This window comes from Chryseobacterium sp. ON_d1, from assembly GCF_006829085.1.
Classification (GTDB): Bacteria; Bacteroidota; Bacteroidia; order Flavobacteriales; family Weeksellaceae; genus Chryseobacterium.
This window is the reverse complement of record NZ_BJTC01000005.1, coordinates 158004-177918: the sequence shown is the minus strand read 5'-3', so window position 1 is coordinate 177918 and position 19915 is coordinate 158004. Positions and strand designations below refer to the sequence as shown.

Here is a 19915-nt window from a genome sequence, read left to right as displayed (position 1 = left end):
CTATCGGGAAACTCAAACATGTAAAGAGCTCCCAAACATTGCGGGTATCTCAGGCGCAAGAAAATCAAAGATGTTCATCAAGGGTAAGTATATAGCTTCATATCAGAGATAAAATCTTTGCGCCTTAAGCACATAGTATATAAAAAGCTTGCGTCTTTGCGTTTTCCGACATTAACTCTATAAAAAAGCGCAGCTTAAATAAGCTACGCTTTCACTATCATTCAACTTAATATTATTCAGCAAGGATTATCCTTCCCAGGCTTCCACTTTCAGGATTTCTATTTTTCTTTCTCCATCTCTGAAAGGCCAGTTGATAACATCTCCTACTTTATATCCTACTACCGCAAGTGCAATATCCGACAGGATGGAAAGTTTGTTTTTTTTAAGCTTTTCTTTGGTGGAGGCTACGAAAATGTATTCATGTTCAAAATCCAGGGTATGGTCTTTTAATGTTACTTTTCTGCCCACTGTTACAATGTCTGGAGGAAGATCTCTTCTCAGCACCTGTTTTGCCTTTCTAAGTTCTTCGGTCAATCTTTTTTCTTCTTCGATGCTCACTTTTTTTCTTCTGAGTGTATCTTTTATGGCATCATAAATTCCTGTGGTTACAATAATATGATTGGACATTTCCTTTAATTTAAAAAATTTAAATGCAGTTATCCCTTGATGATCCAATGTAGAATCCAGGCATATTACAGCCCCCTTCTATAGAAAACCGCAAAAACTATACATAAAAATCCGGAATAATTCCCTGTCTTGGATCCTGACAGGGCTTAATTGATAAAGTCCTTGGAACTTTTCAGAAAAGAACCTGTGTGAAGATAAAGTAATGACAGCAACAATCCTGACTGTCTGCTTTCTGCTGATAAAGAAATTGTTGCCGCCATTATTAATGAGATGTTTATAATTCCCGTAAAGATAGCATTTAAAAACGGAATGTAGCAGCTGCGCTCAAAGAAACTCTTGTCAGTCCTTCTTTCTGATCCTTTCCAAGATCAACTGTCTGCCCGTTCACTTTTATCTTGTTCAAAGTTCCTGCAGTAATTCCCAACTTAGGACCTATCATAAAGTTTTTTGAAACTGCATATTGATATGCTGCCCCCAGTTCCAGGCCAAGGTTGGAGCCCGTCCCTTTTACGGCTTCTGTTTTTGTAGTATAGGTAATCACTCCTAGAGATACATCAGCAACAATTTTATGCTTCGTAGATTGGGTGTAGTTGGAGAACATAACGGAAGGGCCAAAGAATGTAATATTGTCTTTGGTACTTACAGAAGCTGTAACCATCTGTCCATTCATATTGTATCCACTCAATACCCCACTGCTGGAAGCATTGTAATTGGAAAATTTAGCACCAATTCCGATATTTTTTACATTATAATAAGCAGCAATTTCAAAATGAATACCGTTTTTCAATCCTTTAACGTAATTTTTTTCTGCAATGGAAAGCTCAGGTGCTGTTTTAGCGACTCTCCATGCATATCCTACGGCTGGTATGATGGTTATTTTTTCCTGTGCAAAAGAAAATAAAGAACTCGAAATAGTTCCCAATAGAATTAGTTTTTTTATCATGGTTTTAAAGTTTCCGGCAAAAATAGGGTTTTCCGCGGAAAAAACACCTTAAAACCTGAATCGTCTGTTTTCCTTTTTATCAGAAAGTTTTTTCTTACTATCCAGCCTTTTTTGTTTCTGGGCTTTTGAGGGCTTGGTAGCGGTTCTCTTTTTAGGAATAATGAGGGCTTTGTTTACGATTTCAGTTATTTTTTCAATGGCTTTATTTTTATTCATCAGCTGGGTTCTGCTTTCAGAAACTGTCAGGAATAAAAAGCCATCTGCATTCATTCTGTTTTTCAGTTTATTCTGAATCAATATTTTTTCATCTTCATTAAAAAAATCTGAAGAATCCACTTTCCAAAGTACAGTTACAGCAGTTTCCACTTTATTGACATTCTGTCCTCCTGCTCCACTGCTGCGGGACGTTTTGAAACTGAGTTCTTTTGAAAAGTCTTTCATTTTTTTAGTATTTGGATATATGGCCAATAGCCTACGTTAGGGATTTATACATTTATACAGTTCCAGCCTGTTTATTTTCCCATTAGGTGTTCGTGGGATTTCATTGATGAAAATAATTTCTTTTGGTCTGTGGAAATTTTTCTCAAACGGGATTTCTGAAATTTTTCTTTTAATCTCATCAGATTCCTTTCCTTCAATAATCAATATCAATTTCTGACCCAAACTCTCATCCGGCAGCCCCATAAATACCGCTTCGTTCGGGAGAACTTTTTTTACCAGGGCCTCCAGAGCCTCAGGGAAAATTTTTGCTCCACCTGAATTGATCACATTATCAATTCTTCCTAGAAATTTAAATTGCTTTTCATTCTTAATATCGACTAAATCATTGGTCTGCAGTTCTTCAGCATTTACATTAGGGGCAAAAATTTTAAGACATCCCCTATCGTCCAAAGAAATGGTTACATTTTCAAAAACTGTGAAATAATCTTCCTGATTTGGCATCAGTTGTTTTAATCCAATATGGGAAAGGGTTTCAGACATTCCATAGGTTTCAAAAATGCGGTTGGAATTGCTAAGATTCATGTGCAGAATTTTGTTTTTCAGGCTTTCTGAAACAGCTGCACCTCCGATAATCAGATTTTTAATCAGATGAAGCTGATCCAGGGAATTTTCTACCTGAAGCGGGGTCATAGCACAAAAATCTATTTCTTCTTTCAGATGTTCCATTGGTTTTAAAGAGGGGTCAACAATTCTTAGCTTTAATTTTCTTTCTATTGAACGGACGATCATCATTTTTCCTGAGATATATTCTACAGGAAGACAAAGCAATCCGACATCTCCTTCTTTTAACCCCAAAAAATTACAGGTCATCACTGCTGAGTTAATCATTTTCTGTTTCTCAATATCAAAAATTTTGGGAACTCCCGTTGAGCCTGAAGTCTGGACACTTACCTCTGTTTTTTCTGAAAACCATTCTTCTAAAAAAGTTTTCACTTTTTTTTCAAATTCCGTATGGAATGATAATTTATTAATATTGAGATTCTTGAAGTCTATCAGCATGTTTTCTGTAAATAAATTCTACAGTAAATTTAAAAAAAAAATCAAAAAGTTCTTGTAAGTAAAGAAAAAAGCTGTAAATTTGCACCACTAAAACAAACAGAGACCCATGGTGTAGCGGTAACACTACTGATTTTGGTTCAGTCATCTGGGGTTCGAATCCCTGTGGGTCTACAAACCATCCTTTTTAAGGGTGGTTTTTGTTTTTTTACCAGAATTTGAATTGCCTATATTTTTTAAGGCCAGATGCTAATATTGAAAATCAGGATTTACATCTCAGCATTTTTTATAGCCAAGTATTTTCGTATAGTCTGTTCATCAATTTTATCATATCTTTTACTTTTGAAAAAGACTGCCTCAATGATGAAGCAGCCTATTTTATATTAATTTTTTCAAACTAAAAAAGTCTTGTAAGAATTATTCTGTAATCTAAAGATACATCTCCGTTATTGGTAACATTGATTATATCTGCTGAAGGCATTGTTAGCGTATAACTCAATGCTGAACCCGTTCCACCTGCACAATTGGGTACACCAGACCACACCACTGAAGTCGTAAATCTGTTTACCTCTGTAAACACAGGACCTTTAGAAGTAGTATCTGTATTGAGAAGACCATCTATACCTTTAATAGAAAAAGCATTATTAAAAGCATTGCTGGTTACATAATATTCGGCAATTGTAGTTCTTCCGCAGGCATTCCCAACAGAAACTGCCGCTTTATATACTCCTGCATTTGGAATTCCCGTAATCAAAGCAGCTGTAGCTCCTGCTGTTACATTCACGGTATTGTTAATAACTGTTCCGTATACATTAGTAACAGCTTTATTCAGAACACCATTTGTATCTGAATATACTGGTGTTATAAGGGTAGCACCGGCCGCCACATCCATGGTTCTTATTCTGGTACTTCCTGCAACGTCTAAAGTATTGGTTGGAGTATTGGTAGCAACACCTATATTACCTAAGGTTAAATCTATTGCCAGATCACTTCCACCAGGGGCCCGGGAAATAATAAATACCCCGTTATTTCCATTAAAATTGGGGTTTATTCCCATTACCGCCTGTTTTATTCCTGTAGTGCCTGTAGTTCTCAAGATCGATAATATGGAACTATTGGCTATAGGATTTTCTATCAGTAATCCTGTATTGGTAGCTTCACCACCACCAATCCCGGTAGCTGTTCCTCTATTGGTTATGTGAAGATTCGATGATGGTGCGATATTGCCAATACCTACTCTTCCGGCGGAGGTTACTGTGAGATCATTGGCTTGCTGAGCATCTGTTGGAAGACCTGTTGCCGGATTATCTTTGGCTCCATCAACATGAAACGTACCTTGAGGATTAGGGGTACTTATCCCTACCTGTGATAAAACAATGATAGAAAAGAATACCATTGTCAAAGTGATTAAGTTTTTTTTCATTTTTTAAGATTTAAATGGTGTAATTTGAGTATTTGCTTAATAAGCCTTTAAATTTTTAATTCAAATAAACTTATATACTAATCAAATTTACACCTTTAAAGTGATTGTAATATTAAATTATCATAAATAACATATAATACAATTAATATTCACAACATAGTTCTGGTTTTTCAATAATCTATATTGCAGCCATTATCTGTTCTACTCAAGATTTTATAATTTATGCTGCTTTCAAATTTTTCGGAAATCTGTTCTTATAATAAAAGTGAATGCTACTGCTATCATCAATATTCCAAATTCCAACAAAAATCCCCATAATCCTGCGAAAAAGCACCTCAAAATCATCTCGGCTGTAAATTCTGCACGATCAGTGGTCATCTTATAGGTGGTCCAACCCGGGACTTCTCCTTGATGATAATGTGTAAATATCCCAATACTGTAATCATAGAAAACTGTAGCTATTTCCTGGCAAAAATTTGATGCAGACCATATTGTCACACCCTCTCCTATGAGAAAAAAAGGAAGAGCTACTAAAAAATAAGAGGACCTAATCTGCCCATCCGTGGTATTTCTCATTAATAGAATTATCAGTTTCCAAATCGGGATGAAGCCAAGAAAAAGAAATTCTATTTCAATAAGAATTAAAAAAATTGAAATACAAAGCAAAGATTCACTGGCATTAAAAAATATTGACGCTACCAGGGGAACTAAAAATATAAGCATTGCGATGGTGCTAATACAAAGTATTGTATCTGATAATCCTATATTTTTTTTCATCTGATATTCTGTTTTTTTATAGGGTCACATTCTTTTTGTCTATTCTGCTCAGGAAAAACAGTACGACAAATAAAAACTACTTTTTTTCAAGCTGTTTTTGAAAAAAAGTAGTCTATGGCATAATTGCACTGTATGCCTTCTGATCAATAAAAAGTAAAATATCTTGAATCTGATATACTTCTTCTTTTATTAATTAACTGCAACTGCATAAATCGCATTTTCAGACCATACTCCTCCCACTTTACCTAATCCGGCCCCCGTCACAGTACCACTAGCCTGAGTATTTCCTACAATATATCTATATGTTTTGGTTGTCCCGGATGTATTATTAATTTGTACTGTACCCGTAGCAACACTATATTTTTGTCCACCATTAAATGGTCCTTCCAATTGAAAACTCATTAAAGTAGGCCTTATGACATCTGCTGACTGAGTGCCGGTTTGTCCAATGGTTGTAAGATTTGCTTCTGAAAAAGTACTTCTTACAAACATCCAGTCACTTGCTGTAATTGTTCCCTGAGGTATTAATAATAATGAAATGGTAACCATCCATCTTCCCGGAGGTAAAGCAATGGAAGAGCCTGTATATCTATAATCAGAAAATTGAGAAAAGGGAACATCATATCCTCCGCCCAATGTTCCTACTGCAACATTAGACGCAGCTCTCTGCCATGTTGCCACACCGTTGGCATCTGAGGTTAATATTTTATTGGCTCCCTGTGTTCCATCTACAATTTTTAATGCACCGCTGGTTGCAGAACGAACATCCAGTACATTTGTGGGAGCTGTCGTACCAATTCCTACTCTACCATTTTTATTTAAAGTCATTAATGGATCTCCTGCTTCAGGAGCACCTGCAAATAATTGTAAAACATTGGCTGCATTTCCTAGTCCGTAAAAATCATCTCCTGCAGTGCTGTTCCATAATGCCAGTTTCTTTCCGTTACCAGTTCCTAAATCCAGCATATTCCTGGGAGTTGTTGTCCCTATACCCACTCTATTGGTAACTGCATCTACTGAAAATGTACTCCCATCCACTGAAAAGTGATTGGTCCCTGCAGTAGCAGTACTTGTAAAGGCTAAAGAGTTGGTTCCCTGAGCTACTGTACGGCTTCCTGTAAGTGTTCCGTTTGAATTATAAATATTCGTATTTGCAGATACAGGAAGGTCTTTCCATGTTGCCACACCATTCGCATCGGATGTCAGAACTTTGGCATTTCCCTGCGTTCCATCAACAATTTTCAGGGCACCATTGGTTGTAGAGCGGATATCAAGCTTATTAGTAGGGATTACTGTTCCTACTCCGACATTTCCGTTACTGAGCACTGTAAAATCATTAGACTGTTGAGCTATAGTTGGCACTCCTGTTGAAACGTTATCTTTTGCTCCGTCTACATGAAAAGAACCTTGAGGATTTGGAGTATTTATACCCACCTGAGAGAAAACTAAATGGGAGAAAAGCACTCCTGATGAAATGATTATTTTTTTCATTTGTTTACGTTTTAAAATAGGTTTGATGTTTAATTTTTTTTTTCTTGTGTATTTAGAATCGTACTGAAAAATATGGCCGGCCCTGAAATTTTTCAACGTTCGAATTAGATGATGCAAACTTACTGTCTGCAAATAAAAAAAATTCTACATCAAAGACACTTCAATTAATAAAACATTAAATATCAGTTAGTTAAATATTAAATGAAGTAACTTTGAAGTAAGCAAAAAAAGTGAATTATTAATTTTTGGTGGACACAATCCAGAGGATATAGAAGGAAATTATAAGTATTCTAAGGCTTCAATGATTCTATCCATTGAAAAGGCAGGGATTAAGAATACCCCTGCCCATAAACACAAACACTGTAGAATGAAAAAAATATTTCGTAGTAAATGTATCAATATTATATCCCCGTATCATTACACCAAACATACTTCACAATACAATGAATTAAAAAACAATACTTTATATTTTTCATGAAGTATTTTTGAAGTATACATTTATGATATTGCTCAATTAAAAAGTATTGGTAATCGCTTAATTTTTTTAAACATATTCATAAAAAAGTTATTTTTGTCTTAATAATTTTAAAAAATATGTTCCCCAATTTTAGAATTAAAACACTTTATCTGATTTTCTTTTTTATCTCCATATTTTATAACGCTCAGGATTTTTCTTTTCAACCTGAACCTATAAAAACAACATTAGAATACAGGAAGAAATTAGACGCAAAAGGAGCTTTACAATTTAATATTAATGCTATTAAACAATATGAAGAAAATAATGATACTAAAGGGATTATTATGGCATATACCAATATAGCAAGTTTATTAAACGGACTTGGCAGAAACAAGGAAAGTCTGGAATATCTTGACAAGGCTAAAAAAGAGCTGCTCCGTAGTAATGATCCTTTTCTAAATGCCAATTTATATAATGAATACGGAAGAACCTATACACGTCTGGGACTTTATGAACAATCTAATGCAGCCTTTGACCAGGCAAAAACTTATATAAAGAAAATTTCTGATCTTAAGCAGAGAGAATTTGCTCAGGATTACAACTATTCATGGAAACAGCAGAACCTGCCTAAAGATAAAAACCTTGACTCTTTGCTGGCTATAAAGAAGAAAATAATGGGTGTAAAGCCTGATATAACTTCCTATACACGAACAGCAGATCAGTTTATTGCGAAAAAAACTCATTTAGATTCTGCTGAATATTATATGAATAAAGCCATGGACCTTTCGGATGATGCATCTGATGTTGAAAAAGCAACTGCATTGTTCAGCTATGGAGATCTCTATAATGTGAAAGGAGATAAAAAAAAAGCATTAGAATATTATCTGCAGTCACTTGATATCTTTCAAAAAACGGAAAATACTCCAACTTCCTTACTGACGATATATGATACGCTTTCAAGTGTATATAAGTCTTTGAATGAAATTGACAAATCCAATGAATATCTAAGAAAATATACTGTTCTTAATGATAATATCAATAAAAACGAAAAAGAAGCTATAAATCTTGCTGTCAATAAGCTCATTGAGTTAAAACATGAGGAAAAAGAAAAAGAAAGAAAAACATTTTATGTGATAGCTCTGGCTATTATAGCTGTATTTTTAATATTATTCTATTTCATACGAAAAATCTATATCAAAAAGGAACTCAAAAAAGATAAAATTATTGAGAAAAAGATCATGGAAACGGATGTTCTTAAATTAAAAGTAAACGACTCTTTTGAAGAGATCATCCAATTGATGGAGAACAGAAGTCCTTTATTTCTGACACGTTTTAAAGAAGTCTATCCTGAATTCTATGAAAAATTAATTACACATACACCAGAACTTACAGAGCATGATATAAAATTCAGTGCCTATATCAGATTAAACCTCACCAATAAAGAAATCTGCCAGTATGAAAACATCAGTTTGCGGGGAATCGAAACAAAAAGATACAGACTTAAGAAAAAACTCAAACTCCCCTCAAATACTGAACTTCAGAAATGGATTCTGGAGCTTTGACATATTTTTATTTTGCAAAAAAAAGACCTCTTAGTAAGGTCTTTGTTATTTATATTCAATAGCACATTATTTTTTAAGATCATCAATTTCTTCCTGTATAGATCTGATCCTGTCTCTTAATTCCTGACTTACTTTTCCAGGAATCTTTTTGACTTTTCTTAAATCAAGAGCCAGCATAATGGAAGCGATTCCCATAAAAATAAAAGAAACGCCGGTAAGTGTCACTAGTGAAATTCCCGTAAAAACCGGATTGAATATCAGTAATAGGGAAAATATAATACCCCCTGCACTGGCAAGGGCTACATTTCCCCAGCTCATAATTCTCATGCTTTTCAGGTCAAAAGCAAAACCCAGTAACTGAAAGGAACGGAACAGTAAAGTAAATCCGATCACAAAAGGGAGCACCGTCATTGAAATCTGCGGATTTGCGATAAGATAAACTCCTATTGCGGTTGTTAATAATCCGCTTACAAGAAACCAGCCCCACCCCTGTAAGGATTTGCTGTTTTGTAAGGAAAAGAATACTTCAGTAATCCCTGAAAATAAGAATGAAACACTGAAAAGAACAGAAAGGGTAACATACGTTGCGAGCGGTACACTGAATACGTAAAAACCACAGATCAGAAACAGTATTCCGAAGATTAATGGGATATACCAATGTTTTACGGTGTTGGTAAGGGTTTGAAATAAATTGGCCATAGGTGTCTTTTTTGGTTCTGCCTACTTTTTGAAACGGTTTTCGGCTTATCCGCAGGAATTTCAAACAGATTATAATTCTCACCTGAATTTGAAATATAACCTCTTACTAATGTACGAAAAATAACCGAAAACATATGAGATATCCCTGAATTGTTTTTACAGACAGAAATTCTTCTTGAGATAAGAAAGGAATCAAAAAAAGGTGAAAATCAAATGATTTTCACCTTTTTAAAACATATGTAAGTTTGTTTTAAATACTTAACTCGGTTTGTATAATTTATACATCGCGAACAAAAAACCAATCCATATCGGAATCAGAATCACCTGTATTTCCATTCCTGTAATACTCATTAACCCTAAAATCAAAACCAGAAATGCAATGCAGATATAGTTAGAGATCGGATAAAAAATAGATGGAAATTTTGAATGAACTCCTTCTTTGCTTATTGTTTTTTTAAACTTTAAATGAGTGTAGCATATCATCAGCCAGTTGATGATCAATGTAGATACCACCAAAGCCATTAAATATTCAAAAGCTTTTTCCGGAACCAGTTTATTGATGATGATACAGATCCCTGCAAAGCAAGAAGAAACAATGATTGCGTTGATCGGAACTGCATTTTTATTCAGCTTTTTTAAAAATTTCGGAGCATTCCCTTGCTGAGCCAATCCGAAAAGCATTCTGCTGTTGCTGTAAACACTGCTGTTATACACTGACAAAGCAGCTGTCAGAACGATCAGGTTGAGTACATTGGCAATCAGTGTATTGAACTGAATCACTTTACCAAAAAGGCTGAATTCAAGTCCGTTCAGATTTTGAAATACCATGACAAACGGGCTGGATCCTTCTGTAATATCTCTCCATGGGCTTAATGAAAACAGGATCACCAAAGCACCTACGTAGAAAATAAGGATTCTGTAGATTACCTGATTGGTTGCCTGCGGAATTGTTTTTTCCGGATTCTTTGCTTCTGCAGCCGTAATACCAATCAGCTCCAGTCCTCCGAAAGAGAACATGATCATGGCCATTGCTGCAAATAGTCCTGAATATCCGCTTTCTGTTTTATTAAATAATCCTTTTGGGAAAAATCCTCCGTCATTCCACAGATTGGTAATGCTTGCTTTTTCTCCTCCTGTACCGCTTATTAAAAGGTATATTCCGAAAATAATCATCGCAATAATAGCCACTACTTTAATAATGGAAAACCAGAATTCTGTTTCTCCGTATACCTTTACAGAAGCAAGATTAAGCGCATTGATTACCACAAAGAAAAATAAACTGGAAACCCAGAGCGGTATTTCCGGCCACCAGAAGTGAATATAATGTCCGATTGCCGTGAGCTCTGCCATACTTACAAGAATATAGAGAATCCAGTAGTTCCATCCGGAAGCAAATCCGGGGAAATTTCCCCAATATTTATACGCAAAATAGCTGAAACTTCCAGAAACGGGTTCCTGAACTACCATTTCACCCAGCTGCCGCATAATAAAAAAGGCGATAATACCTGCTAAAGCATAGCCTAAAATTACGGATGGTCCAGCCAGTACTGCAGCTGGTCCGATTCCCAGGAATAACCCTGTTCCTATGGCACCTCCAAGGGCAATTAATTGTATGTGTCGATTTGTTAATCCTCTAACTAAATTCTCGTTTTGTCCTGTATTATTTTCGTTGTTCATTGAATGAATTATTCGGTCGCTAAATATATAAAAACTTTTCAGAGGAATTCATATTCCATCGGGGAAATTGGCAATAGGTAATGGAACAGACCAGAAAAAACCTCAGCAATTTGCTAAGGTTTATCTGAACACTAATATAAAATCATTGATCTTTCTTTATAAAGCCTTAATCCTTATAATTGTCATTTAGTTTGTAGGCACTGCATAAATGATATTTTCGGAAAAGTTTCCTCCAAATCCCTGGAAGTAAGTAGCCGTTGTCTGTGCACCTCCGATTACATTATTTCCTGCTATGTATTTGTATCTTTTTACAGCACCTGATGAATTGTTGATCACCAGACTTCCCTGAATAATAGAAAATCGTGTAAGTGTTGGAGCTGTTGGTCCCTGAATGAGTCCGCTCACAAGGACCGGAGCCTGGGAAATATCACCAGAAATATCAGCTACATCTCCCGGTACAATACCGGCCTGATCTGAAAAGCTCGTTCTCAGCCACATCCACTGATCACTGATTAATACAGCTCCTGCAGGAATAATAAGTTGCTGAACAGTGACCAGCCATTTCCCGGGAGGCAAATCGATATAAGAACCTGTATAACTGAATCCATTAGTAAATATAAAAGGAATATCTACTCCCGGACCATTGGTCCCTCTTACAACGGTAAGCCTCACGGGTTTCCATAGACCGTTGCCATTCACATCAGAAGTCAGAACATAATTTTCATTTTGTGCTCCATCTGCAATTTTTATTCCTGATACCGGCGCAGCCAACGTCCCTGCTGTCTTGATATCCAAGCTTGCAGCCGGATTGTTATTCCCAATACCTATATGACCATCAGCAGTCATTACTACATCATCGGCCTGGTTGGCAGGACTCACGGGACCTGATGCTTCATTATTTTTTTTCCCATCCAAATGAAACATTCCCTGGGGATTTGGAGTATTCACCCCAACCTGTGCAACGGCAAAGTTCACAAAAAACCCTAAAACCATAACATAAATCTTTTTCATTGAAATTGTTTTTAAAAATTATTGAGACACTAACCTACGGCTAAAAATGAATATTTGAAGAACAGATTCTGTACGGATTTTTCCACAAAACGGTAGTGATATTATGACTTCAGGAAGCTTGTTTTAATGAATTTCACTATAGATTTCCAGCAGTTCAACAAGATTGGAAATTTTTAATTTCTGATAGACTCTTCTTTTGTAGGTTCCCACGGTAGATTCTTCGATATTAAGGGCATTTGCGATTTCAAGATTACCGTTTCCTTTGGCCAAAAGATTAAAAACCTGCAGTTCTCTTTCTGATAAATTTTCAATTGCCTTTTTCTTTTGGTTCCCTTTCAAAATTTCGTTTATAATCCCGGTAGTGTAATAATAGCCATCTCTAAAGATTGCTTCAACAGCTTTGACAAAATTTTCAGGGTCACTTTGTTTATTAAGAAAGCCGTTGGCCCCTTCTTCAATATATTGCAGTGCAATATTCTCTTTATAGGAAGTAAATATCAGAATAAAAGTTTCCGGAGAAATGGCTTTAATTTCTTTGACCATTGATTTCAGAATACTTCCGGGAAGTTCAATATCAAGAATAATCAGATCATATTTTTCAGATTCAATTTTCTGTTTTACCTCGTCATACGTTTCGGCAAAATCTACTTCGAAATGATTAAAGTTTTTCTCTAGGATCATAGCAGTTCCGATCCGCACCACATGATGGTCATCGGCAATAAGTATTTTTTTTGTCATATTTTAATAAGGATTTTAATGAGGGTTCCTTGTGGAGTATTTTTATGAAAAGTCATTTCGGAATTTATCTTCCTTACCAACTGTGCAACCATATGAAGGCCTAACCCGTAATTTTTAAAAATCATATGTTCATTCTCTTTTTTCCTGAACAGTCCGGAATAATAGGTCATCTGTTCACTAGACATTCCGGTACCGGTATCCGCAATACTGACTTCCATATAGGATTCTGCAGAGGCTGATGTGATAATAATTTCTCCGTCTGAAGTATTTTTCACTGCATTATCAATAATATTATGAAAAACTGCAAGGAGAATATTTCTATTGAGCCTGGTCTTCAGTTGATGATCACAAAAATTAGATATAAATGTATTTTTCTGAGCTGCTATTTCTTCAAACAACAATCTTTTAGTTTCAATAAGATCATAGATGGAATATTCTTCGCTTTCTGTATTTTCCTGTTTATACAATTCCGTATACTCTTTAAGGCTTAATGTAAATTTATAGAGCTGCTCTGAGGTTTTATAAATACTGTCGAAATATTTTTTCTGTGTTTTCGGATCTTCAGACTCATTAAGTTCCTGTGAAAGGAGTGCTATAAACTTTACAGGTGTTGTAATATCATGACTGATGCTTTCTACCAGTTTTTTTTGATAGTCGGATTCATTTTTAAGTTTATTATTCGTTTCCAGCAGTTCTTTGTCTTTATGATCCAGGGTGTTTTTCAGCACTTTATTTTTCAACCTTAAAAAATTGGTCCTTACCTGTACGATTACCAGAATGATGAAAATGATAATACCAACGATCAGAATTTTAAAGAACACCGTCTGATAAAAATAAGCCTCAACTTCTACCGGAAGGGTTTTATAAACGAATTTCCCGGTTTCAGAAGACAAAAAACGAACAATAAGATTGTAATTCCCCGGTTCTATACCCGAAAACCGGAATGTTTTATCACTCCTGATATTGACCCACGAACTATCTTCATTATCAAGTTTAGCCTGCAAATAGATATTTTCCAGATCGGAATAGTAGGGAATATCTATATAAAGCTCAGCATTTTTGTATCCGCATTCCAGAAAGAGCTTATCTTTCAGCTGAGTCATTTTCCCTTTTACCCTTGCTCTTTCCAAATAAATATCTTTCCTGCCCGGATAATAAGTTCTGATATTTTCGGGATTAAAGAACACAAATCCTTCCATGGACGGAAATACAAATTGGCCGTCCTTCAGTTGATGGGCACAAGGGTTTTCACTTCCGTTGAATTCATTATTTAAAAGGCCATGTTTTTTAGTATACCGGTAATAAGTGATAGCGCCCTGCGGTGTTGTCATATACTGCAGGAGATCATTTTTATGAATCCTAAACAATCCGTTGTCAGAAGAGATCCATATATTGGAATGCTGATCTTCCAGCAGGTAATGTGCATTCGCCAGAAAATTATTTTTATCAGGGGGAACTCTGACTGCTTTCTGATCTTTTATTAAGTAAATTCCACTGTTGTAAGTGGTAAACCAAATATTTCCATCCTTTGTTCTGGCCATCTGTTTTACAGGAAGACCCTTTCCAATCTGCTTTATCACTTTGTTCCGGGAAAAAGAATATACATAAATTCCTCCGCCGCTTCCCAGATACAGAAGATCTTTATTATACCTGAAAACAACATCTATATTATCTCCACAGGGAATAATCTTTTCAATTCGCTTAAAATTATCATGATAAAACAGATACAGGTAAAACTGATTCCTATCGACGATGGATGCACTATAAAGACCTCCGTTTTTGTAAACTCCATCAATCTCTTTACCTTTAAAGGAAATAGAATCGTATTTTGTAAATCCGGTATTTTTATATCTTACATGAATAGAATTATTTTCCCTGTACACAAGATTTCCTGTATTATCTTCAAATATATACCTCTTATCATAAGACTGAGGCGCCCCAAACACTCTCTCTGAAGTATTACGGGAATACTTTATTCCCTCCTGTGTCAAAACAGAGCTGTCTCCATAGGCAACTGCAGCATAGCAAACCTCATCCTGGTAGGGCAAATTTTTCCTGGAAACCGAAAAATCCGATAAACTCAGAATCTTCAGTCCATTAATAGAACTCCCGATATAGAGCTTTCGGACAGTCTCATCATAAAACATAGCACCGGAAAGATCTTTATCAATATCCTTATACTCTAATAGAAAAGAGAGTTTTAACTGACCTCCTGAGAATTCGCTCCTGTATATTTTACCCTGGCGAATTATAAATACCTGTCCGGAGATTTGCTGCCAGTACATTCTGGTTTCAGGATCTGTATAGAGAGAAGGAGCTTCTATCTCCGATAATGTTCCTCTGTACAATCGGATTATTTTCTTTCTGACCGGATCACTGATGAATATATACTCACCATAAGCAAACATTCTTTTTAAACGGTCACAAGAAAACCCGGCAGCAACGAGAGTCCTTTTCCTGCTTTTTTTATCAACGTAAATAATATTGTCATCTTCAAAATAGTATGATCCTTCATCCAGCTGAACATAGTATGAATTGATATAATAAGAAATATATCTTGCAGTAATGGTATTTCTTACAATTCTTTTATAGATCTTACCTTTGAAAGCTCCTCCGTACTCAAACGTATTATTGGCCACTATAATTTCCGGATGTCTTCGGGAAATCAGCAGAACTTTCTTCTCAGAAATATTAAAAACGGAAATACTGTCTTTTTTTATATTTCCATAGAAATCTCCAAAGCTTAAATTCTTAAGTTTAAAATTATTATACTGTACGAAGTTACTTCCGTCATATCTCAGGATCCTGCCTTCCATAGACAGCCAGATAAAACCATATTTATCCTTTACAATGTCTTTGATACTGTTTTGAGGCAGTCCATTGTCCATATTATACCATTGGGTAGTATAACTTTGCCCGCTGATACATAGAAAAAATAAAAGTGAAATAAAGGAGATAAACTTCATTCAGTGGGACAGCATTACATTTTAAGACAAATATATCATAGAAAATTAAATCTATTGTAAACATTTATCCACAATTATGTGAATTTTTTTCTACATAATTATTTATTGTTAATGCATCGATTATAATACATTTGAAAAACCAATATTTGTTCCCTCATCAACGCCATGATCATCAGGCATACTAGAAACACAGTCTTTTTTGTTCGCAAAAAAATATGATCTCCCTCTGTCCGGGGAGATCATTGTTTATGATAATAAATTTAATAGAACAGGAATTATTACAAAAATTCTTTTGGAATTGATATATTATTCTCTTTCATGTACTCCAAAAGACTTTGATATTTATCTTCAAACCCATCAGTCCCGCATTTATGCGAAATACTACAGATATCTGACGGTTTGATGTCTAAAATATCAGATATTTTAGTCAGTATTTCCAGATTGATCTTCACTTTGGAATTTTCAATATCGGAATAAGCCTTTTGGGAAATTCCCATTTCAAAGGCCATATACTCCTGCGTAAGATCTTTACTCCTACGTATTTTTCTGATATTTTGTCCACATACTTTCATCGTTTCTGTTTTAGTAGTTTTCGGTATATTTTAGAAGATTATCTATTAGCCTTCAACAAAGTTAATAAATACCTTTGGCAAAACATTATACACGTTACATGATATTTACTTTTAACCTATAAAAAGGGATAAAAAAATAAACCTTTTTCAGAGAAAATATCACTTCGGTAAACACTATTGGAATTTATGGAGACGCAAAAATTTAATTATGACAATACCATTGTCAGAGCATTCCTCTATGCGACTATCGCATTCGGACTTGTAGGATTTCTGCTGGGGCTTACAGCTGCATTGATGCTTTTTTATCCTGAATTGCCTGAATTTTTATTCGGTACGGATGATACGACTATTAAAAGCCTGGCTTCGGGTAATATTCAGGGACTGATCAATACACAGGGAGCTATGGGATTCGGAAGAATCAGAATGCTTCATACGAGTGCCGTAATTTTTGCCTTCGTATGTAACTCCTTTTTCTGTGGTGCTTACTACAGTATGCAGAGACTTCTTAAAACCAGGATGTACAGTGATACCCTTTCCTGGATTCACTTCTGGTCATGGCAGCTGATGATTGTAAGTGTAGTGATTACATTCCTTATGGGAATCAATACTTCTAAAGAATATGCCGAACATGAATGGCCTATTGACATCTTAATTGCATTCTCATGGATCATTTTCGGAATCAACATGTTCGGAACTATTGCTAAAAGAAGAGTGAGACATTTATATGTAGCAATATGGTTCTATATGGCAACCTGGATCGCTGTAGCGATGCTTCATATCTTCAATAACCTCGAAGTTCCGTTATCTTTCACAAGCTGGAAATCGTATTCTGTATATGCCGGCGTAAAAGATGCATTAGTACAATGGTGGTACGGACATAATGCGGTAGCATTCGTATTAACTACTCCTGTATTAGGTCTGATGTATTATTTTATGCCAAAAGCAGCTCAGCGACCAGTATTCTCATACAAATTATCCATTATTCACTTCTGGTCGCTGATCTTTGTATACCTTTGGGCCGGGCCTCACCACCTTCAGTATACAGCTTTGCCGGCATGGGCTCAAGCTGTAGGAACCGGATTCTCCATTATGCTTATTGCACCATCATGGGGAGGAATGCTGAATGGTCTTCTTACTCTAAGAGGAGCATGGGACAAAGTAAGAGAAAATCCTATTCTTAAATTCTTTGTAGTTGCTGTTACCTGTTATGGAATGGCTACTTTCGAAGGACCTTTATTAGCAACAAAATCATTAAATAAAATTGGCCACTACACCGACTGGGTAATCGGACACGTGCATATTGGTGCACTCGGATGGAATGGTTTTATGGCATTCGGAATTGTTTATTACCTGATCCCGATCATGTGGAGAACACCGCTATGGTCAAAAAAATTAGCCAACTGGCATTTCTGGCTGGGGACATTAGGAATTATTTTCTACGCTGTACCTATGTATATTTCCGGGTTCACACAGGGATTGATGTGGAAGCAGTTTAATCCGGACGGAACTCTGTTATGGAAAAACTGGCTGGATACCGTAACCGCTGTCATTCCTTACTATAAAATGAGATTCTTAGGAGGACTATTCTATATTTCAGGAGCCATTCTGATGGTGGTGAATGTTATTAAAACGATTAAAGCAGGTTCATTCCAGAGAGAAGTTCCGGCAGAAGCTCCGGCACTGGCCAATATTGGAAGTGCAAGAAAAGAAGGTGAAGGCGTACACCTTTGGCTGGAAAGAACCCCTACTCTCCTTTCTGTATTAGCCTTCATCACAGTAGCCATTGGTGGATTGGTGGAAATTGTTCCAACGCTATCCCTAAAGCAAAGTGTTCCGACCATTACAGCCGTGAAACCTTATACTCCTCTGGAACTGGAAGGTAGAGACTTATATATCCGTGAAGGATGCAATGCATGCCACTCTCAGATGATCAGACCATTCCGTGATGAAGTGGTAAGGTTTGAAGGGAAAAACGGACAATATTCAAAAGCAGGAGAGTTTATATACGACAGACCATTCTTATGGGGATCCAAAAGAACAGGACCGGATCTTCACAGAGAAGGTGGAAGAAACCCTGATTCATGGCATTTCAAACATATGTATAACCCAAGAATTACATCTGCCGGCTCTATTATGCCACGTTTCCCATGGTTAATTACCAATAAACTTGATAAAACACAAATGGTGGATAAAATGAAACTGATGAAAAATGCTTTCGATGTTCCTTATACAAAAGCACAGATCGATTCTGCCAACCAATGGGCAGATAATCAGTCAAAAGCAATTGTACAGCGTATTTATGCTGAAGCTACCGACGTAAAAGATCAGATGACCAGGGAAAAAACAGCAAAAGGATCAGCCTATATACCGCTTGAGCAGAGAGAAATCGTAGCAATGATTGCATACCTGCAGAGATTAGGTACCGATATTAAAACAACCCAGGTACAAACCGCAAGCGTAGAGTAACATTAAAATTGTAATGCAATGAAAACGAGAACCCCCATTTCAATATATATCGCAACAACGATAGGTTTAACGATCATGGCCTTTGAAATGTTCGCCGGAGATTCAGGATATTTTTCTTCTCCTTTTTTCTGGGCGCTGATATTGATTGCCATTATTCTTCTGCTGATTATGAACTCAATTGGAGATCTGGTGGAAAATGAAAGTTTCAGCAGATTATCAGAAGAGGAGAAAAAACAATACCTGGAAGAAAAAAAGATTCCTTATTATCAGAAATTATGGAATTCTGCCTTCAAAAAACAAACCGCTACAGAAGAAAAAGATATCCTTATCGACCATGGTTTTGACGGAATCACAGAGCTTGACAATTCTCTTCCAAAATGGTGGATCGGTCTGTTCTGGTTCGGGTGTATCTTCTGTGCCGTATATCTGGTAGCCTTCTCTTTCACAGATTATGCCCACCCGGATGTAGAATATACCAAAGAGGCAAAAACCATGTTAGCTTCCATCGAAGAATACGAGAAAAGCGCTCCACAGATCAATCTGGAATCTGCCAAATACAGTGCTGATAATATTGCAGAAGGACAGGAGCTCTTCAAAACAAACTGTGTTACCTGCCACGGAGATGGAGGAAAAGGAGGCATAGGCCCCAACCTTACCGACACCCACTGGATTAATATTAAAGAAAAAAGCTTGTTTAAAAATGTATTCTGGATGCTCGAAAACGGTTCTCCCAACAATCCTACCATGAGACCTTTCATCAAGGAAGGAACCATTACCGGAAGAGATGCTGAAAAAATTGCAGCCTATATTTACCATATCAACCAGGAAACCGCTCCTATAACAGCTGCACAAGGCGGAGCAGCACCTCAGGGAGAAGAAGTGAAATGGGAAAATGGAAACGACTAAAAACTTATTATCTATCATATAAACCATGCCACGCCCCCTTTACTACACTAACATTTGAATTTTCATTTTTGCTAACTAACCTTTTCAACATTAAAAAAATGAT

Annotated in this window: 16 protein-coding genes and 1 tRNA gene; 4 read left to right on the top strand and 13 right to left on the bottom strand. The window is 36.1% G+C overall.

The genetic code is table 11. The annotated features are described in order from the left end of the window. Window positions 1-246 precede the first annotated feature (246 nt). From CRS_RS09760 to CRS_RS09745, 4 genes are all read right to left on the bottom strand, one after another. The gene (locus tag CRS_RS09760; protein ID WP_142723849.1) at window positions 247-627 is read right to left on the bottom strand and encodes a GreA/GreB family elongation factor; all 381 of its coding nucleotides are present in this window, start codon (window positions 625-627) and stop codon (window positions 247-249) included. 298 nt (window positions 628-925) lie between these two features. Next, window positions 926-1570, bottom strand: a complete 645-nt coding sequence (locus CRS_RS09755) for a hypothetical protein (protein ID WP_142723848.1) — start codon at window positions 1568-1570, stop codon at window positions 926-928. Between the two features lie 48 nt (window positions 1571-1618). Beyond that, window positions 1619-2011, bottom strand: a complete 393-nt coding sequence (arfB, locus tag CRS_RS09750; RefSeq protein WP_142723847.1) for an alternative ribosome rescue aminoacyl-tRNA hydrolase ArfB — start codon at window positions 2009-2011, stop codon at window positions 1619-1621. Between the two features lie 36 nt (window positions 2012-2047). Continuing rightward, window positions 2048-3070, bottom strand: a complete 1023-nt coding sequence (locus CRS_RS09745; protein WP_142723846.1) for an AMP-binding protein — start codon at window positions 3068-3070, stop codon at window positions 2048-2050. A gap of 100 nt (window positions 3071-3170) precedes the next feature. On the opposite strand from CRS_RS09745, the gene CRS_RS09740 reads away from it, so the two are divergent. Further along, window positions 3171-3241: transfer RNA gene (locus CRS_RS09740), tRNA-Gln, on the top strand. Window positions 3242-3464: 223 nt separating this feature from the next. On the opposite strand, the gene CRS_RS09735 is transcribed toward CRS_RS09740, so the two are convergent. The 3 genes from CRS_RS09735 to CRS_RS09725 form a co-directional block, all read right to left on the bottom strand. Next, window positions 3465-4490, bottom strand: coding sequence for a hypothetical protein (locus CRS_RS09735; RefSeq protein ID WP_142723845.1), 1026 nt, complete (start codon window positions 4488-4490; stop codon window positions 3465-3467). A 231-nt stretch (window positions 4491-4721) separates the two neighbouring features. Continuing rightward, window positions 4722-5267, bottom strand: coding sequence for a hypothetical protein (locus CRS_RS09730; protein ID WP_142723844.1), 546 nt, complete (start codon window positions 5265-5267; stop codon window positions 4722-4724). A gap of 189 nt (window positions 5268-5456) precedes the next feature. Beyond that, window positions 5457-6758: a hypothetical protein gene (locus CRS_RS09725; RefSeq protein ID WP_142723843.1), complete on the bottom strand. Its 1302-nt coding sequence runs from the start codon at window positions 6756-6758 to the stop codon at window positions 5457-5459. A 594-nt stretch (window positions 6759-7352) separates the two neighbouring features. Between CRS_RS09725 and CRS_RS09720 the strand changes: the two genes are divergently transcribed. Then, complete coding sequence (locus CRS_RS09720; protein ID WP_142723842.1) at window positions 7353-8777, top strand: tetratricopeptide repeat protein; 1425 nt, start codon at window positions 7353-7355, stop codon at window positions 8775-8777. A gap of 66 nt (window positions 8778-8843) precedes the next feature. Here the strand turns inward: CRS_RS09720 and CRS_RS09715 are convergent, their stop codons facing one another. From CRS_RS09715 to CRS_RS09690, 6 genes are all read right to left on the bottom strand, one after another. Further along, window positions 8844-9476 carry an HdeD family acid-resistance protein gene (locus tag CRS_RS09715; RefSeq protein WP_142723841.1) on the bottom strand — a complete coding sequence of 211 codons (633 nt, stop codon included), beginning with the start codon at window positions 9474-9476 and terminating at the stop codon, window positions 8844-8846. A gap of 258 nt (window positions 9477-9734) precedes the next feature. Continuing rightward, window positions 9735-11153, bottom strand: coding sequence for an amino acid permease (locus CRS_RS09710; protein WP_142723840.1), 1419 nt, complete (start codon window positions 11151-11153; stop codon window positions 9735-9737). Between the two features lie 186 nt (window positions 11154-11339). Next, window positions 11340-12164 (bottom strand): hypothetical protein, encoded by an 825-nt coding sequence (locus tag CRS_RS09705; RefSeq protein WP_142723839.1) that lies wholly within the window; start codon window positions 12162-12164, stop codon window positions 11340-11342. A 123-nt stretch (window positions 12165-12287) separates the two neighbouring features. Further along, window positions 12288-12902, bottom strand: a complete 615-nt coding sequence (locus tag CRS_RS09700) for a response regulator transcription factor (RefSeq protein WP_142723838.1) — start codon at window positions 12900-12902, stop codon at window positions 12288-12290. Beyond that, a complete protein-coding gene (locus tag CRS_RS09695) occupies window positions 12899-15790 on the bottom strand; it encodes a HAMP domain-containing sensor histidine kinase (protein WP_142723837.1) in 2892 nt (963 codons plus the stop codon). The genes CRS_RS09700 and CRS_RS09695 overlap by 4 nt, the downstream gene beginning before the upstream one ends. A gap of 356 nt (window positions 15791-16146) precedes the next feature. Next, window positions 16147-16440, bottom strand: a complete 294-nt coding sequence (locus CRS_RS09690) for a helix-turn-helix domain-containing protein (RefSeq protein WP_142723836.1) — start codon at window positions 16438-16440, stop codon at window positions 16147-16149. A gap of 186 nt (window positions 16441-16626) precedes the next feature. Between CRS_RS09690 and ccoN the strand changes: the two genes are divergently transcribed. After that, on the top strand, window positions 16627-18906 hold the full coding sequence (ccoN, locus tag CRS_RS09685) for a cytochrome-c oxidase, cbb3-type subunit I (protein WP_142723835.1): 2280 nt from the start codon (window positions 16627-16629) through the stop codon (window positions 18904-18906). A gap of 18 nt (window positions 18907-18924) precedes the next feature. Then, on the top strand, window positions 18925-19812 hold the full coding sequence (locus tag CRS_RS09680) for a cbb3-type cytochrome c oxidase N-terminal domain-containing protein (protein ID WP_142723834.1): 888 nt from the start codon (window positions 18925-18927) through the stop codon (window positions 19810-19812). Window positions 19813-19915: the final 103 nt, after the last annotated feature.

Coding starts and splice junctions, on each gene's coding strand:
- CRS_RS09700 (WP_142723838.1), bottom strand. CDS start 12,902: ATGACAAAAAAAATACTTATTGCCGATGACCATCATGTGGTGCGGATC.
- CRS_RS09720 (WP_142723842.1), top strand. CDS start 7,353: ATGTTCCCCAATTTTAGAATTAAAACACTTTATCTGATTTTCTTTTTT.
- CRS_RS09755 (WP_142723848.1), bottom strand. CDS start 1,570: ATGATAAAAAAACTAATTCTATTGGGAACTATTTCGAGTTCTTTATTT.
- CRS_RS09730 (WP_142723844.1), bottom strand. CDS start 5,267: ATGAAAAAAAATATAGGATTATCAGATACAATACTTTGTATTAGCACC.
- ccoN (WP_142723835.1), top strand. CDS start 16,627: ATGGAGACGCAAAAATTTAATTATGACAATACCATTGTCAGAGCATTC.
- CRS_RS09760 (WP_142723849.1), bottom strand. CDS start 627: ATGTCCAATCATATTATTGTAACCACAGGAATTTATGATGCCATAAAA.
- CRS_RS09710 (WP_142723840.1), bottom strand. CDS start 11,153: ATGAACAACGAAAATAATACAGGACAAAACGAGAATTTAGTTAGAGGA.
- CRS_RS09690 (WP_142723836.1), bottom strand. CDS start 16,440: ATGAAAGTATGTGGACAAAATATCAGAAAAATACGTAGGAGTAAAGAT.
- CRS_RS09715 (WP_142723841.1), bottom strand. CDS start 9,476: ATGGCCAATTTATTTCAAACCCTTACCAACACCGTAAAACATTGGTAT.
- CRS_RS09735 (WP_142723845.1), bottom strand. CDS start 4,490: ATGAAAAAAAACTTAATCACTTTGACAATGGTATTCTTTTCTATCATT.
- CRS_RS09745 (WP_142723846.1), bottom strand. CDS start 3,070: ATGCTGATAGACTTCAAGAATCTCAATATTAATAAATTATCATTCCAT.
- CRS_RS09680 (WP_142723834.1), top strand. CDS start 18,925: ATGAAAACGAGAACCCCCATTTCAATATATATCGCAACAACGATAGGT.
- CRS_RS09695 (WP_142723837.1), bottom strand. CDS start 15,790: ATGGACAATGGACTGCCTCAAAACAGTATCAAAGACATTGTAAAGGAT.
- CRS_RS09705 (WP_142723839.1), bottom strand. CDS start 12,164: ATGAAAAAGATTTATGTTATGGTTTTAGGGTTTTTTGTGAACTTTGCC.
- arfB (WP_142723847.1), bottom strand. CDS start 2,011: ATGAAAGACTTTTCAAAAGAACTCAGTTTCAAAACGTCCCGCAGCAGT.
- CRS_RS09725 (WP_142723843.1), bottom strand. CDS start 6,758: ATGAAAAAAATAATCATTTCATCAGGAGTGCTTTTCTCCCATTTAGTT.